The sequence below is a fragment of the Nocardia sp. NPDC005825 genome (assembly GCF_040630175.1).
Classification (GTDB): Bacteria; Actinomycetota; Actinomycetes; order Mycobacteriales; family Mycobacteriaceae; genus Nocardia.
The window spans coordinates 262,323-286,068 of sequence record NZ_JBEXXC010000009.1 but is presented as its reverse complement, the minus strand read 5'-3'; the positions used below and the strand labels follow the sequence as shown (position 1 = coordinate 286,068).

At 65.5% G+C, this 23,746-nt stretch carries 23 protein-coding genes; 13 read left to right on the top strand and 10 right to left on the bottom strand.

Annotated features, from left to right (window positions below):
* Positions 1-64 precede the first annotated feature (64 nt).
* The 10 genes from ABZ382_RS24865 to ABZ382_RS24820 all read left to right on the top strand — a co-directional run bounded on the left by ABZ382_RS24865 (position 65) and on the right by ABZ382_RS24820 (position 11,077).
* On the top strand, positions 65-1,249 hold the full coding sequence (locus ABZ382_RS24865) for a helix-turn-helix domain-containing protein (RefSeq protein ID WP_357093100.1): 1,185 nt from the start codon (positions 65-67) through the stop codon (positions 1,247-1,249).
* Positions 1,250-1,624: 375 nt separating this feature from the next.
* A complete protein-coding gene (locus ABZ382_RS24860; protein ID WP_357093097.1) occupies positions 1,625-1,984 on the top strand; it encodes a RidA family protein in 360 nt (119 codons plus the stop codon).
* Between the two features lie 29 nt (positions 1,985-2,013).
* Positions 2,014-3,465, top strand: coding sequence for an aldehyde dehydrogenase family protein (locus ABZ382_RS24855; RefSeq protein WP_357093094.1), 1,452 nt, complete (start codon positions 2,014-2,016; stop codon positions 3,463-3,465).
* An 81-nt stretch (positions 3,466-3,546) separates the two neighbouring features.
* The gene (locus ABZ382_RS24850) at positions 3,547-4,506 is read left to right on the top strand and encodes a PDR/VanB family oxidoreductase (RefSeq protein ID WP_357093091.1); all 960 of its coding nucleotides are present in this window, start codon (positions 3,547-3,549) and stop codon (positions 4,504-4,506) included.
* Positions 4,503-5,327, top strand: coding sequence for an aspartate dehydrogenase (locus ABZ382_RS24845; RefSeq protein WP_357093088.1), 825 nt, complete (start codon positions 4,503-4,505; stop codon positions 5,325-5,327). Before ABZ382_RS24850 ends, ABZ382_RS24845 begins: the two co-directional genes overlap by 4 nt.
* Before the next feature lie 25 nt (positions 5,328-5,352).
* Entirely contained in the window at positions 5,353-6,354 is a 1,002-nt protein-coding gene (locus tag ABZ382_RS24840) for a cupin domain-containing protein (protein WP_357093085.1), read from the top strand.
* A 2-nt stretch (positions 6,355-6,356) separates the two neighbouring features.
* Entirely contained in the window at positions 6,357-7,709 is a 1,353-nt protein-coding gene (locus ABZ382_RS24835) for a hypothetical protein (protein WP_357093082.1), read from the top strand.
* On the top strand, positions 7,681-8,514 hold the full coding sequence (locus ABZ382_RS24830) for an alpha/beta fold hydrolase (RefSeq protein WP_357093079.1): 834 nt from the start codon (positions 7,681-7,683) through the stop codon (positions 8,512-8,514). Before ABZ382_RS24835 ends, ABZ382_RS24830 begins: the two co-directional genes overlap by 29 nt.
* Positions 8,511-10,193 carry a long-chain fatty acid--CoA ligase gene (locus tag ABZ382_RS24825; protein WP_357093077.1) on the top strand — a complete coding sequence of 561 codons (1,683 nt, stop codon included), beginning with the start codon at positions 8,511-8,513 and terminating at the stop codon, positions 10,191-10,193. The genes ABZ382_RS24830 and ABZ382_RS24825 overlap by 4 nt, the downstream gene beginning before the upstream one ends.
* A gap of 2 nt (positions 10,194-10,195) precedes the next feature.
* On the top strand, positions 10,196-11,077 hold the full coding sequence (locus ABZ382_RS24820; protein WP_357093074.1) for an SDR family oxidoreductase: 882 nt from the start codon (positions 10,196-10,198) through the stop codon (positions 11,075-11,077).
* Positions 11,078-11,417: 340 nt separating this feature from the next.
* On the opposite strand, the gene ABZ382_RS24815 is transcribed toward ABZ382_RS24820, so the two are convergent.
* From ABZ382_RS24815 to rimP, 7 genes are all read right to left on the bottom strand, one after another.
* Positions 11,418-12,407, bottom strand: coding sequence for a bifunctional oligoribonuclease/PAP phosphatase NrnA (locus ABZ382_RS24815; RefSeq protein ID WP_357093071.1), 990 nt, complete (start codon positions 12,405-12,407; stop codon positions 11,418-11,420).
* A 6-nt stretch (positions 12,408-12,413) separates the two neighbouring features.
* On the bottom strand, positions 12,414-12,866 hold the full coding sequence (gene rbfA, locus ABZ382_RS24810; RefSeq protein WP_357093068.1) for a 30S ribosome-binding factor RbfA: 453 nt from the start codon (positions 12,864-12,866) through the stop codon (positions 12,414-12,416).
* A gap of 19 nt (positions 12,867-12,885) precedes the next feature.
* On the bottom strand, positions 12,886-13,176 hold the full coding sequence (locus ABZ382_RS24805) for a DUF503 domain-containing protein (RefSeq protein WP_357093398.1): 291 nt from the start codon (positions 13,174-13,176) through the stop codon (positions 12,886-12,888).
* Positions 13,177-13,288: 112 nt separating this feature from the next.
* Positions 13,289-16,390 (bottom strand): translation initiation factor IF-2, encoded by a 3,102-nt coding sequence (gene infB, locus ABZ382_RS24800; protein WP_357093065.1) that lies wholly within the window; start codon positions 16,388-16,390, stop codon positions 13,289-13,291.
* A gap of 107 nt (positions 16,391-16,497) precedes the next feature.
* The gene (locus ABZ382_RS24795; protein ID WP_357093395.1) at positions 16,498-16,791 is read right to left on the bottom strand and encodes a YlxR family protein; all 294 of its coding nucleotides are present in this window, start codon (positions 16,789-16,791) and stop codon (positions 16,498-16,500) included.
* A gap of 231 nt (positions 16,792-17,022) precedes the next feature.
* Entirely contained in the window at positions 17,023-18,072 is a 1,050-nt protein-coding gene (gene nusA / locus ABZ382_RS24790; RefSeq protein WP_357093062.1) for a transcription termination factor NusA, read from the bottom strand.
* A complete protein-coding gene (gene rimP, locus ABZ382_RS24785; protein WP_357093392.1) occupies positions 18,069-18,680 on the bottom strand; it encodes a ribosome maturation factor RimP in 612 nt (203 codons plus the stop codon). The genes nusA and rimP overlap by 4 nt, the downstream gene beginning before the upstream one ends.
* 262 nt (positions 18,681-18,942) lie before the next feature.
* On the opposite strand from rimP, the gene ABZ382_RS24780 reads away from it, so the two are divergent.
* The 3 genes from ABZ382_RS24780 (at position 18,943) to ABZ382_RS24770 (ending at position 21,608) form a co-directional block, all read left to right on the top strand.
* Positions 18,943-19,536, top strand: coding sequence for a hypothetical protein (locus tag ABZ382_RS24780; protein ID WP_357093059.1), 594 nt, complete (start codon positions 18,943-18,945; stop codon positions 19,534-19,536).
* Positions 19,533-19,967 carry a ferritin-like domain-containing protein gene (locus ABZ382_RS24775; RefSeq protein ID WP_357093056.1) on the top strand — a complete coding sequence of 145 codons (435 nt, stop codon included), beginning with the start codon at positions 19,533-19,535 and terminating at the stop codon, positions 19,965-19,967. Before ABZ382_RS24780 ends, ABZ382_RS24775 begins: the two co-directional genes overlap by 4 nt.
* A gap of 177 nt (positions 19,968-20,144) precedes the next feature.
* Complete coding sequence (locus ABZ382_RS24770) at positions 20,145-21,608, top strand: three-helix bundle dimerization domain-containing protein (RefSeq protein WP_357093053.1); 1,464 nt, start codon at positions 20,145-20,147, stop codon at positions 21,606-21,608.
* Between the two features lie 52 nt (positions 21,609-21,660).
* On the opposite strand, the gene ABZ382_RS24765 is transcribed toward ABZ382_RS24770, so the two are convergent.
* Genes ABZ382_RS24765 through ABZ382_RS24755 form a run of 3 tightly spaced genes read right to left on the bottom strand, consistent with a single transcriptional unit; the run spans position 21,661 to position 23,721 of the window.
* Positions 21,661-21,885 (bottom strand): DUF3263 domain-containing protein, encoded by a 225-nt coding sequence (locus tag ABZ382_RS24765; RefSeq protein WP_357093050.1) that lies wholly within the window; start codon positions 21,883-21,885, stop codon positions 21,661-21,663.
* Positions 21,886-21,890: 5 nt separating this feature from the next.
* Positions 21,891-22,946 carry a phosphotransferase family protein gene (locus tag ABZ382_RS24760; protein WP_357093048.1) on the bottom strand — a complete coding sequence of 352 codons (1,056 nt, stop codon included), beginning with the start codon at positions 22,944-22,946 and terminating at the stop codon, positions 21,891-21,893.
* A complete protein-coding gene (locus ABZ382_RS24755; protein WP_357093045.1) occupies positions 22,939-23,721 on the bottom strand; it encodes an SDR family oxidoreductase in 783 nt (260 codons plus the stop codon). The genes ABZ382_RS24760 and ABZ382_RS24755 overlap by 8 nt, the downstream gene beginning before the upstream one ends.
* Between the last annotated feature and the right edge of the window lie 25 nt (positions 23,722-23,746).

The following is a 23,746-nucleotide window of genomic DNA, read 5'->3' as shown; positions in this document are numbered from 1 at the left end:
GGGCTCGCGGCCCGAATCGAGGGCACAGGGGCGACAACCCGTCGAGGGAGTCTCGGACACCGCGATGGTGCTGATGGGTGATCTGCCGGTGCTGGCGGGGGAACTGGCGTCGGTCATCACCGAGGTGTTCACCCGCGACGCGGAACTGTCTCCGGCCATGGATCGCATCATCTCCGAGGGAGTGCTCCGGTCGGCGTGCCAGGCCATGGCGACGCTCGTGCTCGACTACCTGAGCCGCGCCGTCCCGTTGGAGTCGTTTCGCCCCACCGCCGAGATGCTGGTCCTGACCAGGGACATGGTGCACCTGGGTGTTCCGCTGGATGACGTTCTGCGCGCCTACCGCGTCGGCATACCCCACTTCATCGACCGGTGGGCCGCCGCCGCGGAAACCGTCCCTGCCGCGCGGCCCCGCGTGGTCGACGTCGTGACGGCCGGATCCACTTACATCTTCGGTGTGCACGACGCGATCGTCCGTCGACTGTCCGAGGAGTACCGCGCCGAGGACGAGCGTCTGGCGCGCGACCGCGCCCTCGTTCGCGTGGAGGCGGTGCGTCGTTTCCTCGCGGATCCGGAGTCGGACGCCGACAACGCCTCCCGCAGCATCGGATACCGTCTGAACGGTTCCCACACCGCGGTCGTCATCCGCAGCCGCGGCGGCGAAAGCCCCGATCCCGGCGGCTCCCACGACGCCGCCGTGCGCCGCATCGTCGCTGGCGCAGGAGCAGACGCCCATCTGGCCATCCGGGCCGACGTCCGCACCACCTGGTGCTGGCTCAGCGGAACCCCCGACACCGCCCTGAACATCGCGGACCCGGTCGAGGCGGTCGACATCGCCGTCGGACACCGCGGTGACGGACCGGCGGGCTTCCGCCGCAGCCACGCGCAGGCCCTCGATGCGTTGCGGATCGCCGAGATCGCAGGCTCCCCCACGCCGCGCGTGACCCTGTTCGACCAGGTTCACCTGGCCGTGCTGTGCGCGGTGGACATCGAACGGTGCCGCGAATTCATCAACGGTGAGCTCGGTCGACTGGCCTCCGACGACCCTGAGGCGCGAAGGCATCGCGAGACCCTCGCCGCGTACTACGCCGCCGACGGCAACTACCGTGCCACCGCGGCGAGTCTCGGCGTTCACCACAACACCGTGCGATACCGGGTGAGTCAGGCCGAACGCCTCGCCGGACGAGCGCTCGACAAGCGGTGCCTCGGCGTCGAATTGGCGCTCCATCTGGCCGATCTGATCAACCCGTGACTCTGATCAACCGGTGAGTTGATCCATCCGGGACCGCGCACGGACCACACAGCGCGCCAAACGGTCAAAAATTCGTTCGCGAATTGACCGGATGTCCGATGACATGGACCACACCCCCGCCGATGATTGTCTCCAATGTCGGCCCGGAAAAGTACTGAGCCGCAACGCATCGGAGGTGACCCCGCGCCATGAGCACCACAGACCATGACGCCGTCGTCATCGGCGCCGACTTCGCCGGCGTCTAGCCGCGCACAAGCTTCGCGACGTACTCGGACTCGACGTCGCCGGATTCGAACAAGCCGCCGAACAACACCAAAACCTATCCGAAAACCACGCGGCAACCCAGTCCGCCGCCAATACAAGTGGAGCACAGTAATGAGCGCGCACCCATATAGCCCGGCCTACCACGTCGACGGGTTTGGATTTGTCTCGGGCGCATTGTCTGTTGACCGTGACGGGGTGGCGGTATCCGGAGATCTGCCAGCCCTCGAGGCCGCCATGGCACGCCTCGAGGAACGGTTGAGCACGATCGATATGACATTGGCGGACATCGTGAAGACAACCTATTTCGTCACTGACATCGCCCTACGCGATCTAGCCAATGAACATTATGCCGAAGTATTTGCCGAGCCACGTCCGGCTCGTTCCTTTGTCGCGGTAGCGGACCTACCCTATGGCGCCACCGTAGAAATCGAAGCCATCGCATACCGACGTCCGCCCGCCATCTTCAGGTGACTCTCTTCAACGATGAAAGGTGGTCGGAGGTGACTTCCTCGTACCGCTTCCCTGCTACCAAGATTTCATATGCGCGACCAGAGGTCGATGCTGTGGTGGCTAACGCGCGCTCGGCGTTCGAATCCGGCGTGACACGGTCTCTGGCGAACCGATTGCGCAACCTGGAGGCACTGCGCCGAATGCTCCAGGAGCATCGTGGAGCATTCGAGGCGGCGCTCCAGGCCGACCTCGGAAAGAGCCCGCGTGAGGCAGGTCTGACAGAGATCGACGCGGTTCTCGGCGAGATCGCTCATACCCGTCGCCACCTGAAGCGGTGGACGGCACCGCGGCGTATTGCAACGCCGGCGACGCACTGGCCCAGCTTCGCACGTATCGTCCCGGAGCCCCTCGGCGTGGTCTTGGTGATCTCTCCGTGGAACTACCCGGTGAACCTCACACTGAACCCCTTGGTGGGTGTGCTCGCGGCCGGGAACAGCGCGGTGATCAAGCCCAGTCCGGACTCGCCGCACTCGTCCGAGGTCATGGCGCGGCTGAGTCCCGAGTACTTCCCTGACGGTGCGGTCCAAGTCCTCACGGGCCCGATCTCAGTGGCAGTGCAGCTGTTGGAGCAGCAGTTCGATCACATCATCTTCACCGGTTCCGGCCCAGTGGGGAAGCTCGTGATGGAGGCCGCGTCCAAACATCTGACCCCGGTGACACTCGAACTGGGAGGCAAATCGCCGGTCTGGTTCGACGACGATGAGCGCATCGACGCTGTCGCGCGCCGGTTGGCCTGGGCGAAGTACACGAATGCGGGGCAGACGTGCGTGTCTCCCGACTACGTGCTCACCACACCCGAGCGCGTACCGGCGCTGGTCGAGGCCTTGCATCGCGCCGTCGTCGGTCTTTGGGGTGACGACCCCGCACAGGGTGAGTACGGGCGCATCATCAACGAACGGAACTTCGACCGCCTGGTGGGCTATCTGGAGGACGTGGACATCGCGTTCGGTGGCGAGCACGACCGTTCGAACCGGTACATCGAGCCCACGGTGGTGACCATTCCGTCTGGGGAGCAGCCGGTGGTCGGCCCCGAGTCCTCGCACGCTGTCCTGCGTGAGGAGATCTTCGGTCCCATCCTGCCGATCGTTCCTGTCGCGTCGAAAGAACAGGCGGCACAGGTGATCAACGGCTGGGGCAAGCCCCTTGCGCTCTATGTATTCAGCGCTTCCAAAGACACACGACGGTACTTCGAACAGCGCACCTCATCGGGCACCTTGGTCTACGACGCCGCTTTGATCCAGGCGGCGGCCACCGGTGTGCCCTTCGGTGGCGTCGGTGCCAGCGGTATGGGGCGCTACCACGGTCGCGCCTCCATCGAGACCTTCTCCAATATGAAGACCGTGCTGAGCAAACCGCTGCGCCCGGACACTCTCCGGCTGGTAGCACCCGGCACGAACCATCGACTGCAGGCGGTGCTGTCGAAAATTCAGCGGCGGGGCTGATCGCGCCCGCACCACGCACGATCGGGCCTTGCACCCCAGTTCATCCACGCCGCTAGGCACACCATCGAGAGGCACAACGCAGTGCAAAAACACTTGGTACAAGTTCGCTCGGTCAGAAAACTCGGCACCGACATCTTGGGCTTCACCTTTGCTTCTGCCACTGGGCGACCGTTGCCTGAGTTCGAACCCGGAGCGCATATAGACGTCCAGCTTCCCAATGGAGTGAGCCGCCAGTATTCGCTGTGCAACACCTACGAACCAGGCGGCACCTACCAGATTGCTGTAAAACTTGAACCGGCCTCTCGCGGCGGCTCCACCTTCCTTCACAAGCAGATTGTCGAAGGCGACATTCTTCAGATTAGTTCACCCAAAAACCTGTTTGCGTTGGATCCTAGTGCACGCCATGCGCTTTTGCTGGCCGGAGGGATTGGGGTTACGCCGATCCTGAGCATGGCCCAGCATCTTTCCGCGAAGAATCAGCCGTTCGAATTCGAGTATTTCATTCGCTCACGCGAGGATGCGGCGTTTCTGGACAAGCTCGAGAAAGATTCGACTCTTGGATCCAACACAAACCTGAACATCGGGTTGACTCCCGAAGAAACCACCTCTCGGTTGGCTGACATCCTCGCAGAGCAGGTCGACGGGACACATGTCTACTTCTGTGGACCCGGGGGGTTTGTTTCAGCCGTTCGTAAAGCCTCGGAACATTGGTCATCAGATACGGTGCATTTTGAAAGCTTTTCGGCTGCAGAATCCCCCCACAGCGAGCAAGAGGATGCGTTCGAAGTAATCCTCGCGAAAACCGGCAGAACTATACAAGTTGACGGTGGTCAAACGCTTGCTGATGCACTGAAAGCTGAAGGGCTTTCGATTGAAACGTCATGTGGGCAAGGTATTTGCGGAACCTGCCGTACTGTCGTTCTGGATGGCTCCCCAGATCACCGAGACATGATCCTGTCAGACTCGGAAAAGGCTTCCGGCGACGTGATCATGGTCTGTGTATCTCGCGCCACCGGCGGAACGTTGGTGCTGGATCTATGATGCAAAGCACTCCGTCCAAGCTGCCCAAGTTGGGGTTTATCGGTTTCGGCGCCATCGGCAAAACCACTTTTCGAGCATTGCGCGGCACCTTGCCAGAAGCTCATCAGCCAGACGATTTTGTTGCCGGGGTGCTATTGCGCCAAGGGTCCAAGGCTTCAAATGACTCAGGTTTGAAAAAAGGGTCTTTCCTTACGAATGCAGAAGATCTGATCGCACGTCATCCAGAACTGGTAGTCGAGTGCGCCGGCCACGAAGCTGTGAACCAGTACGGCGCAAAAATTCTGGACGCAGGGATCGATTTGCTGATCGTATCCAGCGGGGCGTTAGCTGACGCCGGCCTTCTAAACGAACTCAGTACAACGGCCAGACACACAGGTTCCAAACTACTTATCGCTCCTGGCGCGATTGGCGGTTTGGACTGGCTGAGTGCAGCGGCAATCGCAGGGTTGGAAAAAGTAGTCTATAAATCCCGAAAACCGCCAACAGCATGGGATGGAACCGAAGCTCCGAAGATGGTCGAAAAAGCCGAGGTCTTCTACAGATCAAGCGTACGTGACGCGGCGCATCGGTTCCCGAAGAACGTCAACGCTGCGGTGACGGTTGCCCTTGCAGGCATCGGGCTGGACGACACCCACTTGGAGCTGATCTCGGACCCAAATATCACTGAAAATGTGCACGAGGTCTACGCCGAAGGCACGGCCGGGACACTCGAGCTAAGGCTTCGCAATGCTGCTGAACCTGGAAATCCCAAAACGTCACTCATATCTGGTTTCAGTCTGGCGCAATGCATCAGACACCGCAGCCTGACTGTCGTCACATAGATCAACCTCGAGATTGGAGAATAGAATGACAAACGGATACTTCGAAACTTTGGGTTTCGGACCTCACGGTGTATATCGGGCCGCGGACGAAGGCCACGATTACAAATGGGGCGATGCGACGGTCTCGGTGAAGCTGTCGCCCGAAAACACGGATTTCGTGAATTTTGCGTGCTGGAAAGTGAGCATCCCGGCCGGCAAGTCCGTCGACTTCATGGCACTGTCGGCCGTTGATCGTGCCTACTACTGCACCGCAGGCCATGGCCAGGTGCTATTCAATGACCACCCATTCGATGTTTCCGCCGGCGACGTGATCTTCTGCGGTCGTGGCAACAGCCTGGAATACCAGAATGCCGGCGAGATCGATCTGGAACTGATGGGGTTCAGCATGCCTGCTGTGCCGGAAGTGCGCATCGATATTCTGCCAGAAGGCTACGAGTTGGATCTGGAAAGGTTCTCCGAGGATACACGGCGCGCCTTTGGACTACTGAGCAAAAGCGAAGCTTCGAGCTTGGAACAAACCCGTCGCGGTGAAGTGTATGTGATGGGCCCGGACGACGGAGAGTCGTTCTGGCAGCCGCAGCCGAGCGTGGGATATGTGACAATCAAAACCAAGCCCGATTATTCACGCAAGAACAATTTTGGCGTTGCCTTGCAACAACTAGAGCCTGGCGCCTTTGTTCTGCTGCATGGGCATGTGCGAACCGCCGAAATGATCGTCTGCGTCAAAGGCGAAGGCACCGTTTACGTGGAAGGCGAGGGCGAAAAGGAGTTCACTCCAGGTGCGATTGCCATGGTCGGGACGCGTACATTGCACAATTTCACGAACACCGGAGACGGCGAGCTGATCATTGCAGCCCTCGCATCGCCAACAGAAATCGGAGAAGCGCTTTTCGAGATTGGCATCCGCCGTACCCCGGGAGAAACCGCTCCCGACTACATCGAACGTGACCTGGGCAAAATCATGGTTCTAATCCAGAAGTACGGATTCATTCTGCCCGGCCTGACCGACCAGGACGGAGGAAATTGACCGTGAAAGACACCGATGTCGCACTGCTAGGCGATCGCCTGGTCATCTTGGGCGCTGGTATTGGCGGCTGTTATGCAGCCCTCCTGTGCGCACCATTCTTTGCTGAAACTATAATCATTGACCGCGATGAAATCGCGGACACACCACAACAACGGCCCGGTGTACCTCAATCGACGCACATTCACGCGCTGCTTCGCGCGCCTTTGAATGTTGCGAACGAGGCAGCGCCGGGGTTTGAAGAAGACCTTGTCGCGGCAGGTGCGCTCAGCTTGCCCGCAGGAACACGGGCAAGGTACCACGAGTACGGGAACTGGCAGACCCAGCGTGATTTGGGTTTCAATGTTTCTGCTCAATCACGAGTTCTGGTTGAACACGAAGTACGCAAACATGCGCTACGAAACCCCGGTGTGAAGTTGCGGGACAAGGTTGAGCTCGTCGACTATGTGATTGTGGATGGCGTGACGACCGGGGTCGTGGTGAAGGACTCGACAGGTCGAATCGAAATCATCAGTTCGGATTTGGTTGTTGACTCTACAGGTCGCGCCGGCCCGATTCTCGGTCTTTTGGAACAGCACGGCTACGATGACGTGCAGAGGACGGAGATGGGTGTCGATATCTCCTATACCTCCGCCTATTTCACCCGCGGTCAGAGTGACGAGGAAGCGTTCGGGGCAATCGTCCGCTCGAACCCGCCCAGAGTACGAAGCGGGGTACTGTGGCCAATTGAAGATCATCGATGGGTGGTTAGCCTGTCGGGTCGTTTCGGCGATTTTCCGCCGATCGATGAGGATGGGTTTGCCGAGTTCGCCAAAAGTCTGGAAGATCCACTGCCTTATGAAATCATCAGGAAAGAGCGGAGGCTCAGCGGATTTTCGCGCTTCATGATCCCGCGCATTTACTGGCGTCACTACGAGAACATGAAGAAGTTCCCAGAGCGGTTGATCCCGATCGGGGACACCGTGCAAGCATTCAATCCCGTTTACGGTCAAGGCATGGCCGTCGCTTCTCTGCATGCGAGAGAACTCCGAGAAGTACTGAAGGAGATCTCCGAAAATGACCGCAATTTGGACGACGTCAGCATGAGGACGCGTCCAAGAGTAGCCGGGATCACCCAATGGGCGTGGGATCTGACTGAACCAGTAGATTTGGTGTACGAAAAGACAGAAGGCACCCGCCCGGAGGGATTCGCCGAACGTCTCGCCTTCGGCCGATTCATCAGAGAAGCAGCGACCGACTCACCGGAAATTCACGCCGGCCAAGCTCGGGTAATGAACATGATAATCCGACCTGAGGAGCTCCTCATGATCGCCGCCAAAAATGGCGCCCTTGATCATATTGGAGATGATGATGCCTGAATTCTTGATACTCCCTGAGAACGGCGCTCAGCTGCACTACGAAGTCTATGGCGACGAAGGCCCCTGGTTGATTTTTGTCTCCGGCCTCGGCGGACATGGAGCATTTTGGCGTGCCCAAGTCGAGCACTTCAGCAAGACACACAGAGTTGTCATCTACGATCACCGCGGTCATGGCGAAAGTACCGGCGGTGACGAAAGAAGCGGAATCGGGCAATGCGCTGACGATTTGAGATTGTTGATCGAAAGACTGGGCGCCGAGCGTGTCAGGCTTGTTGGCCATTCCATGGGTGGCATGATTGTCCAGAAGTTTGTGCTGGAATACCCCACAAAAGTCGAGGCTTTGGCGATCAGCGGCAGCGGCGCTCGTTTGGATGTTCAAGCGCGCCTGCTGATGAAATTCCGCCGGAGAATTCTGCTGGAACTTGGACGTGAAGATTTCTGTCGACTGCAAACCATCATTACAGTTGGACAGATCCCGCCCGAGACGACAGAGGACATGGTGCTGGCCATGGAGTCCGTGGCCTTGTCAAAGCTTCCACCAAGCGAACTTGTTTCTGCACGGATCAGTTCGATCACGAAGTTTGACAGTTCAGCAGACCTACCCAAGGTCCTGACTCCGACGCTCATCCTGTCTTCGACAGATGACCACACAGCACCGCCAAAGGGCGGCGAGGATCTGCACGAACTGATCCCGGGCAGCCGATACAAACTCGTCTCATCCGGGGGGCATTTCTTTCCTCGCACAAATCCGGCCGAGTACAACGAAATCCTAGAGGCATTTCTCGTTGGAGAAGAAGACCGATGATTCAATCGACGATGCAGCAGGGTGAGCTATCAATCGCCCGTCTGGTCGAGTACAGCCGCCGGGTTTTCGCCGAGGCCAAGGTCCGGACGTGGACCGGCACCGAGTTCAACGACATGTCCTTCGCGACCGTCGGAGATAAAGCCGCACAGTTGGCCAACGCACTCGCCAAGCTGGGTGTGCGGCGCGGCGATCGCGTCGCCACCTTCATGTGGAACAACAACGAGCATCAGGTCGCCTACGCGGGTGTTCCGGCGATGGGCGCCGTGCTGCATACGCTGAACCTGCGACTGTCCCCCGAGCAGGCCGTCTACATCATCAAACACGCCGACGACCGCGTCATTCTGGTCGACGCGTCGGTCGCGCCGATGCTGTCGCGGTACGTCGCGGCGACCCCCAATGTCGAACACGTCATCGTGACGAATGGCCCGGCGTCGGCATTCACCGCGCCCGACGGCGTCGAGGTGCACCAGTTCGACGAGTTGCTCGCTGACGAACCGACGATCTACTTGTGGCCCGAGATCAACGAGAACGACGCGGCCGTGATGTGCTACACCTCCGGAACCACCGGCGACCCGAAGGGCGTGGTCTACTCCCATCGCAGCATCTGGCTGCATTCGATGCAGGTGTGCCTCCCCTCGAGCATGGGACTGTCGACCGCCGACTCGGTTCTGGCGATCGTCCCCATGTTCCACGTCATGTCGTGGGGTCTGCCGTTCGCGGCGATGTTGTCGGGTATCACGCTGATCATGCCCGACCGCTTCTTGCAGCCCGAGCCGCTGCTGGCGATCATTGCCGCAGGCCGGCCGACGTTCGCGGCCGCGGTGCCGACCATCTGGCAGGGTGTCGCCGCTCAGCTCGACGCTGTGCCACAAGACATCTCGCATCTGCGAGAGGTCGTAGTCGGTGGCGCGGCGGTGCCTCCGTCGATGATTCGCAAGTTCGACGGCCACGGCGTCCCGATCGTGCACGCGTGGGGCATGACCGAGACTTCGCCGCTCGGTTCCGTTGCCCGCCCGCCGTTCGGCATCGACAACGAGGACGACGAGTTCGCCTACCGGGTCACGCAGGGACGCTTCCCGGCACCGATCGAGGCGCGCCTCATCGCCGACGACGGTTCCGAACAGCCGTGGGACGGCGAGGCTTTGGGCGAGCTCGAGGTGCGTGGTCCGTGGATCGCCGGCGCGTACCACTCCCCCGACGGCCCCGTCTCCGATCCCGCCAAATTCCACGACGGCTGGCTGCGCACCGGCGACGTCGCGTCGATGAGCGCCGACGGATTCATGACGATCGTCGACCGTACCAAGGACCTCATCAAGACGGGAGGCGAGTGGATCTCATCGGTCGAGTTGGAGAACACGGTGATGAGCAATCCGACCATCGCCGAAGCCGCTGTGGTCGCCGTACCGGATGAGAAGTGGGATGAGCGTCCGTTCGTGCTCGCCGTCGTGAAGGACGCGGCCGACGCCGACATCGCCACACAGCGGGCATTCCTGGCCGACATCATTCCCCGCTGGCAGATCCCGGAGCGGTGGGCCTTCGTCGCGGAGGTCCCCAAGACCTCGGTCGGCAAGTTCGACAAGAAGGTGATCCGGGCCCGTTACGCTGACGGTGATTACGACGTCGCCGAATCGCGCGACGCAGCTCGTGTCCGGCCGGACTCTAGCGCGGAGGGCAACTAGACATGATGCGTGATCCCCGGCGTCGGCTGTCCGAATTCGTGACCCTGTCGATTCTGCGGCCTCCGCGAGCGCGAAATCCGCTGCGGCGACACACCGAACAGCACGCCGACCTCACAGGCAAGCGGGTGCTGATCACCGGCGCGTCGTCCGGCATCGGCGAGGCGACGGCCGAGTTGCTGGCCGGGCACGGGGCCAGGATCGCGGTGGTCGCCCGCCGAAGAGAACCACTCGACGCCCTCGTGGCCCGGGTGAACGCAGCGGGCGGCGACGCGACCGCCTTCGACTGCGACCTGTCCGACCTCGCCGCCGTCGACACTCTCGCCGCCCGCGTCGAGGAGCACTTCGGGGGAGTGGATGTCCTGATCAACAACGCGGCGCACTCGATTCGGCGGCCGCTGGCCGAGTCCCTGGACCGTTGGCACGACGTGGAACGCATGATCCAGCTCAACTACTACGCACCGCTCCGGCTGATCCGCGCCCTCGCTCCGGGCATGCGGCAACGCGGCGACGGCCACATCATCAACGTGTCCACGTGGGGCGTGATGATGGAGTCGACGCCGTTGTTCGGGGTCTACAACGCCTCGAAGGCGGCGCTGTCGTCGGTGAGTCGCATCGCCGAGACGGAGTGGATCGAGGACGGTGTTCACACCACCACGCTCTACTATCCGCTCGTCAAGACCGCGATGTCGGCTCCCACCAAGGCGTTCGAGGGCCGCCTCGGGCTGAGCCCGGCGGAGGCGGCGGGATGGATGCTGACCGCGGTACAGGAGCGTCCGGTGCGCATCGCACCGCGCATCGCGATCGCGGCGCAGGCGATCAACAGCGTCTCGCCACCGGCGGTCGACGCGTTCATCAAACGGCGATGGGCCGCCCCGAAGAAGTGATCGGGTCGGTTACATGGAGTGCCGAGCTTGCGGCTCGGTGGTTACCAGGTAGGCGGTCGCGCGAGCACCCAGGTACAGCTGGGTGAACGGGCGCGGCATGCGGCGATCGATGACCACCTACGCCGCCAGCAAGGCCGGGGTGGCCGCACTTGCCACCGCTGGGCACGGCCGAGTCTGCGGCCAGGGCGGTGGCGGCGGTGGAGGTGGCGATCGCGGTGGTGATCGCCAGGGCGAGGGTGAGGCGCGAAACCTACTGCGGCACAAGGAGATCCGCAACCAGCGCTACTGCGCTGGACCAACCGTACGGTGCGGCGATTCACGACCCGACCGGGCCGTGGGCTCAGTCGCTCAAGCGGGATTTCAGTGTCTCGAGCAGGTCGTCCTGCGATCCGGTCGCGCTGTATCCGGCGGCGTAGCGGTGGCCGCCGCCGCCGAGCGATACCGCCACCCGGGCCACATCGACGCCGGGTGTGCCGTCGGCGTTGGCGTGGGAGCGCAGGGACACCGTCCATCGGTCCGGTTCGGTCCGCGATTCCTTGAATACGGCGGCGACCTGCGCCTCGGCGGCGGTGCGGATGAGGTCGATGACGCTCTCCACCTCCTCGGACCGGACGGCCTCGGTGTCCTCGCGGCGGACCACCGCGTAGACCAGGCCCGCTCCCCCGGCCGCGTCGGGCAGCAACTGCGCCGACCCGAGCACCCGAGACAGCATCGGCAGCCACGCGAAGGGATGGGTGTCCATGAGGGTGCGGGTGATGGCCGCGCCGTCGATGCCGGTGGCCAGCAGCCGTTCGGCCAGGGCGTGCGAGCCCGGCCGCACCCATTTGAACGAGCCGGTGTCGGTGACCAGTCCGGCGTAGAGGCAGTGCGCGATGTTCGCGTCCAGCGGCTCGGACCAGGAGTCCAGGATGCGGGCGATGACACCCGCGGTCGACTCGGCGGACTCGTCGACGATGTTCACCGCGCCGAAGCGGGTGTTGGAGCGGTGATGATCGATCACCAGAGTGGTTGCGGCACCGGCCAATCGGTCCCGCAGCACACCGAGCCGATCCGCGCTGCCGCAGTCCACCGTGACCAGCACATCCGTCTCGGCCGGGACCTGATCGGGCCCGACCAGCAGATCGGTGCCGGGCAGCGACCGCATGGACACCGGCAACCGGTCCGGTTCGGCGAAGCAGACGACGACCGGGACCCCGCGCCGACGCAGGACCTGCGCCAACGCCAGCCCGCTGCCGACGGTATCGGCATCGGGCTGGATATGGCACAGGATGGTCACCGACTTCGCGGCGTCGAGAATCTCGACCGCCGGGGTGACGTCGACGGGGGTCACCGGGGGTCAGGCTTCGTCGTCGTCTTCGTCCTCTTCGCTCTTGTACGGGTCCTCGTCACCGGCGTAGCTCGCGCCGACGGCGACCTGCGCGACCCGCGCGTCGCTGGCGCGGGCCTTGGACAGCAGCTCTTCCATCTCGCGCGCCGCGTCGGGCACGGTGTCGAGCTTGAACGCGAGGGTGGGGGTGAACTTCACCCCGGTGCCCGCGCCCACCTTGGACCGCAGGATGCCGGCGGCGGCCTTCAGACCGGCCGCGGCTTCCGCGTAATCGGGTTCGGCGTCGATGGTTTCACCCATGACGGTGTAGAAAATTGTCGCCTCGCGTAGATCCCCCGTCACCTTGGAATCGGTGACGGTGACGAACCGCAGTCGCGGATCCTTGATCTCGTACTCGATCGCCGTGGCGACGATGGACGAGATGCGCTTCGCGAGTCGGCGTGCTCGGGCTTGGTCAGCCATGAGAGCGCTCCTCACTTCTTCAGTCTTCGGGTCCGAAGATGCGGCGGCGTACCGACAGCAACTCTAACTCCGGACGATTGGCGACGTGCCGTTCACACTTGTCCAGCACCTCGGTCAGGTGGTTCATGCCGTAGCTGACCATTGCCACACCGAGCAATGACCGTCGATAACGGTCATGATCTCCGCCCTCGGTGACACTCACATCGAACCGTTTCAGGTCCGCGAGGATGGGGCGGATGACAGAGCGCTTCTCTTTCAGTGAATGCACATCACCGAGCAAGATATCGAACTCGAGCGCTCCGAAGAACATCTTTTCAGTCATATGAACGCGCCCCGGGGAATGCGCGCACAGTTACCCGGAAAGGTAAGGGGCACAACCCCGCCGGACCCGAAGGTCCGGCGGGATCGCGTACTGCTTTCGCCTAGTCGCGCGGCTTCTCGCGCAGCTCGTAGGCCTCGACGATGTCGCCTTCCTTGATGTCGTTGTACCCGACGGTCAGACCACATTCGTAGCCTTCGCGGACCTCGGTCACGTCATCCTTCTCACGACGCAGCGACTGGATGGTGGTCTCGGCGACCACGACGTTGTCGCGGATCAGGCGCGCCTTGGCGTTGCGCTTGACCGAACCCGAGAGCACCCAGCAACCCGCGATGTTGCCGAACTTGGAGGAGCGGAAGATCTGGCGGATCTCCGCCCGACCCAGCTCGTGCTCCTCGTAGATCGGCTTGAGCAGACCCTTGAGGGCCTTCTCGATCTCGTCGATCGCCTGGTAGATGACCGAGTAGTAGCGAATGTCCACGCCTTCGCGGTTCGCCAGCTCGGTCGCCTTGCCCTCGGCGCGGACGTTGAACCCGATGATGATCGCGTTCGACGCCGACGCCAGGTTGACGTTGGTCTCGGTGACGCCACCGACACCGCGGTCGATGACGCGCAGACGCACCTCGTCGCCGACATCGATACCGAGCAGCGCCTCTTCGAGGGCCTCGACGGTACCGGAGTTGTCGCCCTTGAGGATCAGGTTCAGCTCCGAGGTCTCCTTCAGAGCGGCATCCAGATCTTCCAGGGAGATCCGCTTGCGGCTGCGCGCGGCCAGGGCGTTGCGCTTGCGAGCGTTGCGGCGGTCGGCGATCTGACGCGCGATGCGGTCTTCCTCGACCACGAGCAGGTTGTCGCCTGCGCCCGGCACCGAGGTGAAACCGATGACCTGGACGGGCCGCGACGGCAGGGCCGCCTCGACGTCGTCACCGTGCTCGTCGACCATGCGGCGCACGCGACCGTAGGCGTCGCCCGCCACGATCGAGTCGCCGACCCGCAGGGTGCCGCGCTGGATGAGCACGGTCGCCACCGGGCCACGGCCGCGGTCGAGGTGGGCTTCGATGGCCACACCCTGCGCGTCCATGTTCGGGTTGGCGCGCAGATCCAGGGCGGCGTCCGCGGTCAGGACCACGGCCTCGAGCAGCGACTCGATGTTGGTGCCCTGCTTCGCCGAGATGTCCACGAACATGGTCTCGCCACCGTATTCCTCGGCGACCAGACCGTATTCGGTCAGCTGCTGGCGAATCTTCTGCGGGTTCGCGCCTTCCTTGTCGATCTTGTTGACCGCCACCACGATCGGCACGTCCGCGGCCTGCGCGTGGTTGATGGCCTCCACCGTCTGCGGCATGACGCCGTCGTCGGCCGCGACCACGAGGATCGCGATGTCGGTGGCCTTCGCACCACGGGCACGCATGGCGGTGAACGCCTCGTGACCGGGGGTGTCGATGAAGGTGATGGTGCGCTCGTCGCCGTTGACCTCGGCCTCGACCTGGTAGGCGCCGATGTGCTGGGTGATACCGCCGGCCTCGCCCTCACGGACGTTGGCCTTACGGATGGTGTCCAGCAGTCGGGTCTTACCGTGGTCGACGTGACCCATGACGGTCACGACCGGCGGACGGACCTGCAGGTCTTCCTCGTCGCCGTCGTCCTCGCCGTAGGTGAGGTCGAAGTTGGCGAGCAGCTCGCGGTCCTCGTCCTCCGGGGAGACCACGTGCACGACGTAGTTCATCTCCGAACCCAGCAGCTCGAGGGTCTCCTCGTTCACCGACTGGGTCGCGGTGACCATCTCACCGAGGTTGAACAGCGCCTGGACCAGCGAGGCCGGGTTGGCGCCGATCTTCTCGGCGAAGTCGGACAGCGACGCGCCACGGGCGAGACGCACGATCTCACCGTTGCCGCGCGGCAGCCGCACGCCACCGGCGATGGGCGCCTGCTGGTTCTCGTACTCGGCGCGCTTCGCCCGCTTCGACTTACGGCCACGACGCGGAGCTCCACCCGGACGTCCGAACGCACCCGCGGCACCGCCGCGACCGCCACCGGAACCCGGACGGCCACCGCCGCCACCACCGGGACGACCCCGGAAACCACCGGGAGCACCCGTGCCGCCACCGGCACCGGCACCGGCGCCAGCGCCGCCACCCGCACCGGGAGCGCCGCCACCGCGGTAACCGCCGCCACCGCCACCGGGACGGCCGCCGCCGGCGCCCGGACCACCCGGACGCGCCGGACGGCCTGCGCCACCCGGACCGGCCGGACGCTGAGCGCGAGCGGGCATGGCACCCGGGTTCGGCCGCGGGGGCATCGAACCGGGGCTGGGACGCGGACCGCCGGGACGGGGACCGCCCTGACCGGCAGCGGCCGGACGGGGACCACCCTGGCCGGGACCGGGGCGCGGACCGCCCTGGCCGGGACCCGGACGGGGACCGCCCTGACCCGGACCCGGACGCGGGCCGCCCTGCGGCTGACCCGGACGCGGGCCACCCTGGCCCTGACCCGGACGCGGACCACCCTGCGGCTGACCCGGACGAGGGGCCGGACGCGGCGCGGGACGCTCGGGCGCGGAAGAGAAGGGGTTGTTACCGACACGCGGCGGCTTCGGACCCGGCTTCGGGCCACCCGGACGCGGGCCGGACTGCGGGGCGGGGGCGCCGCCCTGCTGCGCCGGACGCGGGGCCGGAGCGCCCGGACGCGGAGCGTCGGTACGCGGGGCCTGCGGAGCCGGAGCGGACGGCGCCGGAGACGCGGAAGCGGCTGCCGGAGCAGCGTTTTCGCGAGCCGCGGGCTTCACGGCCGGCGCCTCTCCGGGCCTGCCCGGAGCCGGACGCGCTGCGGGAGCGGCCGGGGTCGCGGGCGATTCGGCACGGGCGGCCGGAGCCACCGGTGCGGCGGGGGCCGGAGCCGGAGCCGCGGGGGCCGGAGCCGCCGGGGTCGGACGCGGGCCGGGACGGGGACCGGCACCCGGGGTGGCCGGCTTGGCGGCCGGACGCGGGGTGCTGTCACCACTGGGCTTGGGGGCCGCCGGCTTGGCGGCACCGGAGGGGGCGCTCTTGGGTGCGAGCGACTCCCGCAGTCGGCGCGCGACAGGTGCTTCCACCGTCGAGCTCGCCGACTTCACGAACTCGCCCTGCTCCTTGAGCCGCGCGAGTAGTTCTTTGCTCGTGACACCGAGTTCTTTTGCCAACTCGTGCACGCGGGCCTTGCCTGCCACTGCTCTCCTCACTCAGAGGCCGAGCGTGACAGCCCGCTTACAACGGGGCGTCCGCACGACCTCGACTAATTTCGAAGGCCGATCATTTCTGGGACTTCACGGTGTGCTCATGAGTGCTCGTGCCTGTTCTCTACGTAATGCTCCAGGGCTGAGATATCCAGATGTCCGGACACTCGTAGTGCTCTGCCGATTGCTCGGCGCCGAACTGCTTGACTCAGACAAACCGAAGAGGGGTGCAACCAAGCACCCCTTCCGGGAAGTCTGCGCCGCGGATCCGGAACGACCACAAGGGTTTGCCCACTCTCGGCAGACCCTTGCGCCACGACCCGCATCAGATCGGCAGCCAGCTCGCGTCTGCGACATCCGATGCAGGTCCGGACGGGTGCTGATGGTGCCGGCACCCGCTCGGCGCGCGGAGAAGTCGAAGACTCGCGCTGAGCCTGCGTCCACTCTACCGCTCTCACGTCCCGATCTCCGCATCCGTACCCCTTGGAAGTTACCAAGCTGTCATCCCAGGGGTCTGTTTCACAAATCCATTTCCGACCGGGCCGGACTCATCGAGCAAGATCAGCCCGGTGTCGGACGGCCGTGACCGAGCTACCGTGGCGCCTCGATCCCGGCCGTCGCGACCCTCAGTTGCGGTGCGTGTCGGAGCCGCCGGTCGCCGCCGCGGGACGCGCGCCGCCCTGCGGGTCGGCCGCCGCGTCCGAGCGGATGTCGATCCGCCAGCCGGTGAGCCGGGCCGCCAGGCGGGCGTTCTGGCCCTCCTTGCCGATGGCGAGGGAGAGCTGGAAGTCCGGGACCACCACGCGCGCGGCGCGGGCGTCGGGGTCCACGATCGTCACCGACACAACCTTGGACGGGGACAGCGCATTCCCGACGAAGGCGGCCGGGTCCTCGGCGTAGTCGATGATGTCGATCTTCTCGCCCGCCAGCTCGCTCATGACGTTGCGCACACGCTGACCCATCGGGCCGATGCACGCGCCCTTGGCGTTGACGCCCGGCACGGTCGAGCGGACCGCGATCTTCGAGCGGTGCCCGGCCTCGCGGGCCACGGCCACGATCTCGACCGAGCCGTCGGCGATCTCGGGGACCTCGAGCGCGAACAGGCGGCGCACCAGGTTCGGGTGGGTGCGCGAGAGGGTGATCTGCGGGCCGCGGGGGCCGCGGGAGACGCCGACCACGTAGCACTTGATGCGGTCGCCGTGCTCGTAGGTCTCGCCCGGCACCTGCTCGGCGGGCGGGATGACGCCTTCGGCGCCATGGGCCTCCGAGCCGATGCGGACCACGACGGTGCCGCGGGCGTTCATGCGCGCGTCGCGCTGCACCACGCCGCCGACGATGTCGCCCTCGTGGGTGGAGAACTCGCCGAAGGATTTCTCGTTCTCGGCGTCGCGCAGCCGCTGCAGCACCACCTGGCGGGCGGTGGTGGCGGCGATGCGGCCGAAGCCCTCGGGGGTGTCGTCCCATTCGGAGATGACATTGCCGTCGGCGTCGACCTCGCGGGCCATCACGCGCACGACACCGGTCTTCTGGTTGATGTCGATGCGGGCGTTGGGCTGGTGGCCCTCGGTGTGCCGATAGGCGGTGAGCAGCGCGGACTCGATCGCGGAGATCACCGTCTCCATCGAGATCCCCTTGTCGGCGACAATCGCGCGCAGGGCTTCGATTTCGATGTTCATTCCACGATCCCTTCGGTCAGTGAATCGGATTCTGTTGTTTCGGTTTCGTTGTCCTCCCGGGCGCCCGGCTGGGGACGGCCCGGCGCTACTCCCCCCGCGAGCTCCAGCTCGGCCACGCCGGGCGGAGTGAATTCCACCTGGACGACGGCCGAGTTGATGTCGGCGAGCGGCACCGTCACCCGGTGTGGCTTCCGCTTGCCGCCGAGGACCAGGGCGATGTCGGTGTCGGTGAGGACGCCGACCCTGGCCTCGAACGTGGATTTGCCCTTCTCCTCCGGTGATTCGGCGCCGGGAGCCAGGGTGATCTTGACCTTGCGGCCCTGCGCGCGTTGCCAGTGCCGCGGGGTGGTGAGGGGCCGGTCGATGCCGGGGGTGGTGATCTCCAGCAGATACGGGGTCTCGCCGAAGTCACCGGCGTCGTCGAGGGTCTGCGAGATCTCCGAGCTCAGTTCCGCGACCGCGTCCAGGTCCGGGGATCCGTCGCTGTCGACGGTCACCTTGACCTTGCTCGCTGGACCGGCAGCCGAGATCGCGACGCCTTCGAGGTCGAATCCTCGGCGTTCGACGAGCTCAGCAACTAGCTGGCTCACCCTTTCCTCGGTCGGCATCGGCATATGGGGCGGCTCCTGGTTCAGTTGTCACGGGTTGAGTTGTCTGCTTCGGCGAAATACCGGGCCGAAGGTCTAGCGTAACGCGCTGAAAGAGTGTAAAGGACCAGCCGACCCGCCTGAGTTCGGCATGGTCGGCCGTGCGGTGCCGCTGGCGCGTCGAGAGCGACGCGCCCAAGACGGTTGCCCGTCGTCGCTGATCACAGCCTATCCGACCGCCCTCGCGCAGCAAGCTGTCCGCGACGGCTGGCACCATGTATCCGTGCCCAGCAGTCAGAGCGGCCTCGTGGCCGATGTCGTCGGTCTCACGGTCCAGCCGGACCGAACCGGCTCCGCCCCCACCCCGATTTCCTCACCCCGGTCCGACGCCGCGGTGAATCGGCGCTCCGCGCTGCGGCTGGCCGGGGGCGGTCTGCTGGTGGCGGCCGCCGCGGGCGCGTCGGCCGCGTGTACGAAGAACGAGCAGCCGGCCGCGCCGGATCCACTGCTGGCGCAGGAGACCGCGGCGCTCACCGATGCCGCCGCCGCCACCGAGGCCATCGCGACCACCCCCGATCGGGCGGGCGCCCTGAAGACCATCGCCGATCAGCGCACCGCACACGCGCAGGCGCTGCGCACCGAAATCGACCGTGCCATCGGCGTTTACGGCGACGGCACCACCCCCAGCCGCCGCACCCCGCCGCCCACCGCGATCGCCGTTATCAGCCCGACGTCGGTGGCGTCGCTGCGCACCCAGCTGAGCGCCTCGCAGCGTTCGGCCGCCGACCTGTCCATCTCCCTCTCCGGATTCCGCGCCGGGCTGCTGGCCTCGATCAGCGCCTGCTGCGGCACCCACGCAGGAGTCCTTCTCGCATGACCACCCTCGATCAGCAGGCGCTCATCGATGCCCTGAGCGCCGAGTACGCGGCGGTCTACGCCTACGGCGTGATCGCCGCCTACGCCAACCACGACCGGGACAAGCTGGTGGCCGAGTTCACCGCCGCGCACCGGGCCCGGCGCGACGCCACCATCGACGCGTTGCGGGCCGACGGCGCGACGGTTCCCGAACCGGCCGCCGCCTACACCGCGCCGTTCCCGGTGAACGATCCGATCCCGGCGGCGAAGCTGGCGGTGACCGTGGAATCCGACGCCGCGGCCTCCTGGCGGGCGGTGGTGGAACGCGCCACCGATCCCGGCGTGCGCCGCACCGGGATCGACGCGCTCACCGAATGCGCTGTGCGCCTTGCCACTTGGCAGTCCATCCTGGGCGCGAGCCCGGTGACCGTGCCGTTCCCCGGTAAGGCCTGATCGGATACCGGGAAACCGGTCCGCAGGGTTACCGGGAATTCGCCGCGTCCGCACCTTCCGTTTCCGTTCTCGATCACCGGGCACAACCCGGGATCGATAGGGTCTGTGCGGCGCGGCTCTTTTCGCATTTCTTCTTGCCGTGCAACGACATTCGGTGTGAGGTGAGAGGGAGATGCTGTGGCGGTCGGTGCTGCACCGGAAGAAAAGGCCGTACGCGAAGAGAAGGCGCTACGCGAGGTAACGAATCGCCTGGTCGACGCCTATGGCGAGGCGCATCCGCCGGAGCGGGTCGAGGCCGTGGTGGGTGCGGTGCGCAAGCGGTTCGAGGGGCATTCGGTGCGAGATTTCGTTCCGATTCTCGTCGAACGGATTGCGCGTCGGGAATTGGATCCGAAACGCTCCAAGAACACCGCGGGCCAGATCGATCTGAGCAAGTCCGAGCCGGTGGCCGAGACCGGGGAGAAGGATTCGCCCGACGGCCACGCGGCGGACACCACGAGCGTGTTCGCGGCGGTGGCGGGGCGGTTCGTGCCCGCGCGGCTGGTGGAGAACAAGAAGGTGCTGGGGGTCGCGGCGGCGGGGGTGGCCGCGGTGACCGCGCTGGGCGTGATCCTGGCTGTGCAGCAATCGGATTCGCCGGCCGAGGGCGGCACGGCCGCGCCCGCGCTGACCACCGTGCGCGGGGTCGTCGGGTCGGAGAAGTCGGCGTTCTTCGACGATCCGAAGGTGGTCGACGCGCTGGGCAAGCACGGATTCAAGGTCGATGTCGAGCCCGCGGGGTCGCGGCAGATCGCGACCTCGGTGGATCTCGGCAAGTACGACTTCGCGTTTCCGTCCAGTTCGGCCGCGGCGGAGCGGATCCAGCGCCAGCGCGGGGTGAGCGGCAAGTACGTGCCGTTCTCCTCCCCCATGGCCATCGCCACCTTCAAGCCGATCGCGGACCTGCTGACCCAGGCCGGGATCGTGCAGCCCGGCGCGACAACGACTTTCGACGTCGAGAAGTATCTGTCGCTGGCCGAGAAGGGGGTGCAGTGGACGCAGCTGGACGGCAACACGGCCTACTCGGTGCCCAAGAACGTGCTGGTCTCCACCACCGACCCGCGCACGTCCAACTCGGCCGCCATGTACCTGGCCGTGACCGCCTACGTGGCCAATGACAACACCATCGTGCGCGGCGCGAAGGCCGAAGACTATGCGGTGTCGCGGGTTTCACGCCTGTTCACCCGTCAGGGTTACACCGAGTCCTCCAGCGATGGGCCGTTCAAGGACTACCTGGCCAACGGCATGGGCACCGTCCCGATGGCCTGGATCTACGAGGCCCAGTACGTCGACGCCGCGGTGCACGACCAGCTCAAGCCGGACATGGTGCTGATGTACCCCAAGCCCACGGTGATGTCGCAGCACACCGTCGTCCCGTTCAACGACAAGGGCGACCGGCTCGGCAAGCTCCTCACCACCGACCCCGACCTGCAGCGCCTGGCCGCCGACCACGGCTTCCGGCCGACCGACGTGAGCCTGTTCACCAAAGCCACCGCCGCCCACCAGGTCCCGGTCGACCCGAACCTGGTGAACCAGGTCAGCCCGCCCGACTACGACACCCTCGAACACCTCCTCGACGGGGTCGCCAAGTCCTACAACTGAGCCGAGAACGAGGAGGGCCCGCCTGAGATCTCAGGCGGGCCCTCCTCGTTCGTCAGCGCCGCGCCGGGCCGCCGGAACGATCGGCGCATTGCGCCCGGAGCCGGGCGATGGTCGCGTTGTCGAGCGTCCGCGCGGTCGGGGTGACGAGCAGACGGGCGAGGCGGCGGTGGAACTCCTCGGGGGTGAGCCCGAAGCGCACGAACGCCGCGTCGTCGTTGCCGCCGTAGGGAGCCCACTCGGCGGCGAATTCGAGCATCTCGATCTCGAACGGGTGCACGGGGTTCATCTTCCCGCGGTGTCGGCGACCTCGCTCGCCTGCTGGACGAGGGCGTCGATCTGGGTGAGAGTCGGGGTGCCCGCGGCGGATTCGTTGTGCGCCTCGTCGAGCGCCCGGCGCCGCACGCCCTCGGCGATGATGGCCAGCTTCCAGAGCCCGAGTGCGTGCCAGTAGCGCAGCGCCGCCGGGTCACGACCGGTCTCGTCGAGATACAGTCGCGCCATCTCCGCGCGGTCGGGGAATCCCGCCAGGGTCGACGCTTCGAGGATGCCGAACGACGGCTCCCCGGGTTCGGGCCAGTAGGTGAGCAGGCTGCCCATGTCGGCCACGGGATCGCCCAGCGTGGACAGTTCCCAGTCCAGCACCGCGGTGATCTGTCCGGTCGCCGGCGCGGTGATCAGGTTGCGCAGGTGGAAGTCGCCGTGCACCAGGCTGATCTCGCGTTGTTCGGGGATGGCCGACGCCAGTCGCCGGGTGAGCGTGTCCAGTGCGGGCGACTCGCGGGTCTTGGACGATTCCCATTGGGCGGCCCAGCGTTTGAGCTGGCGCTGGGCGTAGGGCCGGTGGGCGGCGAGATCCGTCAGTCCGGTGGCGGCGAGGTCGACGGCGTGGATCCGGGCGAGTGTGGCGGGCATCGACCGGGCGATGCGCAGGCGGTGTTCCGGGGACAGCGCTTCGGCGGCCGCCATCGTGTCGACGATGACGCCGTCGACGAATTCCATCAGGACGACCGGTACATCCGCGACCTCCGAATCGACTGCGACGCCGAGGATTCGGGGGGCCGGGACGCCGGTGTCGGCCAGTGCCGCCATGATTCGGGCCTCCCGTACCACGTCGTGTGCGGTGGTCAGGAGGTGGCCGAGCGGCGGGCGGCGCAGCACCCAGGCTCGGCCTTCGGCGTCGGTGAGGCGGTAGGTGAGGTTCGAATAGCCCTGGCCGATTCGCCGCAGGCGCAGCGGCATCGCGTACTCGATGCCGAGCGTCGCCAGCCAGCGGGCGACCGCCTCGATATCGACTGCGACCGGGGCATCGACGGCGGCCGGGGCGCGGGTGTCAGGCATGGGCCGGCGCCTCGGCCCGGAACAGCACGGCGTCGCCGAGGCGCTGTCCGCCGTCGATCACGAAGGTCTCCCCGGTGACCCAGCTCGCGGCGTCGGACACCAGGAAGGCGACCGCGGACCCGATGTCGCCGGGTTCGCCGATCCTGCCCAGCGCGGTGCTCGAATTCAGCTGTCCCTCATACTGTTTCCACAACTGCTCGGCCAGCTTGGTACGGACGACGCCCGGTGCGACCGAGTTGACCCGCACTCGCGGCGACAGTTCCAGCGCCAGCTGTTTGGTGAGGTGGATCAGCGCCGCCTTGGACGCGTTGTAGAGGCCGAGATCCGGTTCGAAGCCCAGGCCGCCGATCGAGGCCATATTGACGACGGCGCCGCCGTGCTCGCCCATCCACGCCCGGGTCGCGAGCCCGGTCCACAGCACCGGCGCCCACAGGTTGACGTCGAAGGTCTTGGCGAAGCGGGCGTGGTCCTGATCGATGACCGGGCCGTAGGCCGGGTTGGTTCCGGCATTGTTGACGAGAATGTCGATGCTGCCGAACCATTCGAGGGCGAGGTCCATGCAGCGCCGCGCCCCCTGCTCGTCGACGGCGTGTGCGGCGATGCCGAGCGCGGTACCGCCGACTTCGGCGGCGGCGGCGTCCGCGGACTCCTGGGTGCGCGAGGTCAGGATGACGTTTCCGCCGGCCGCGGCGATCGCTTTCGCCACGGCCAGTCCGATGCCGCGGGAGGCTCCGGTGACGATCGCGGTGCGACCGGTGAGATCGAGTCGGGTCACAAGTGTTCCTTCGTGGGTGTTCGGA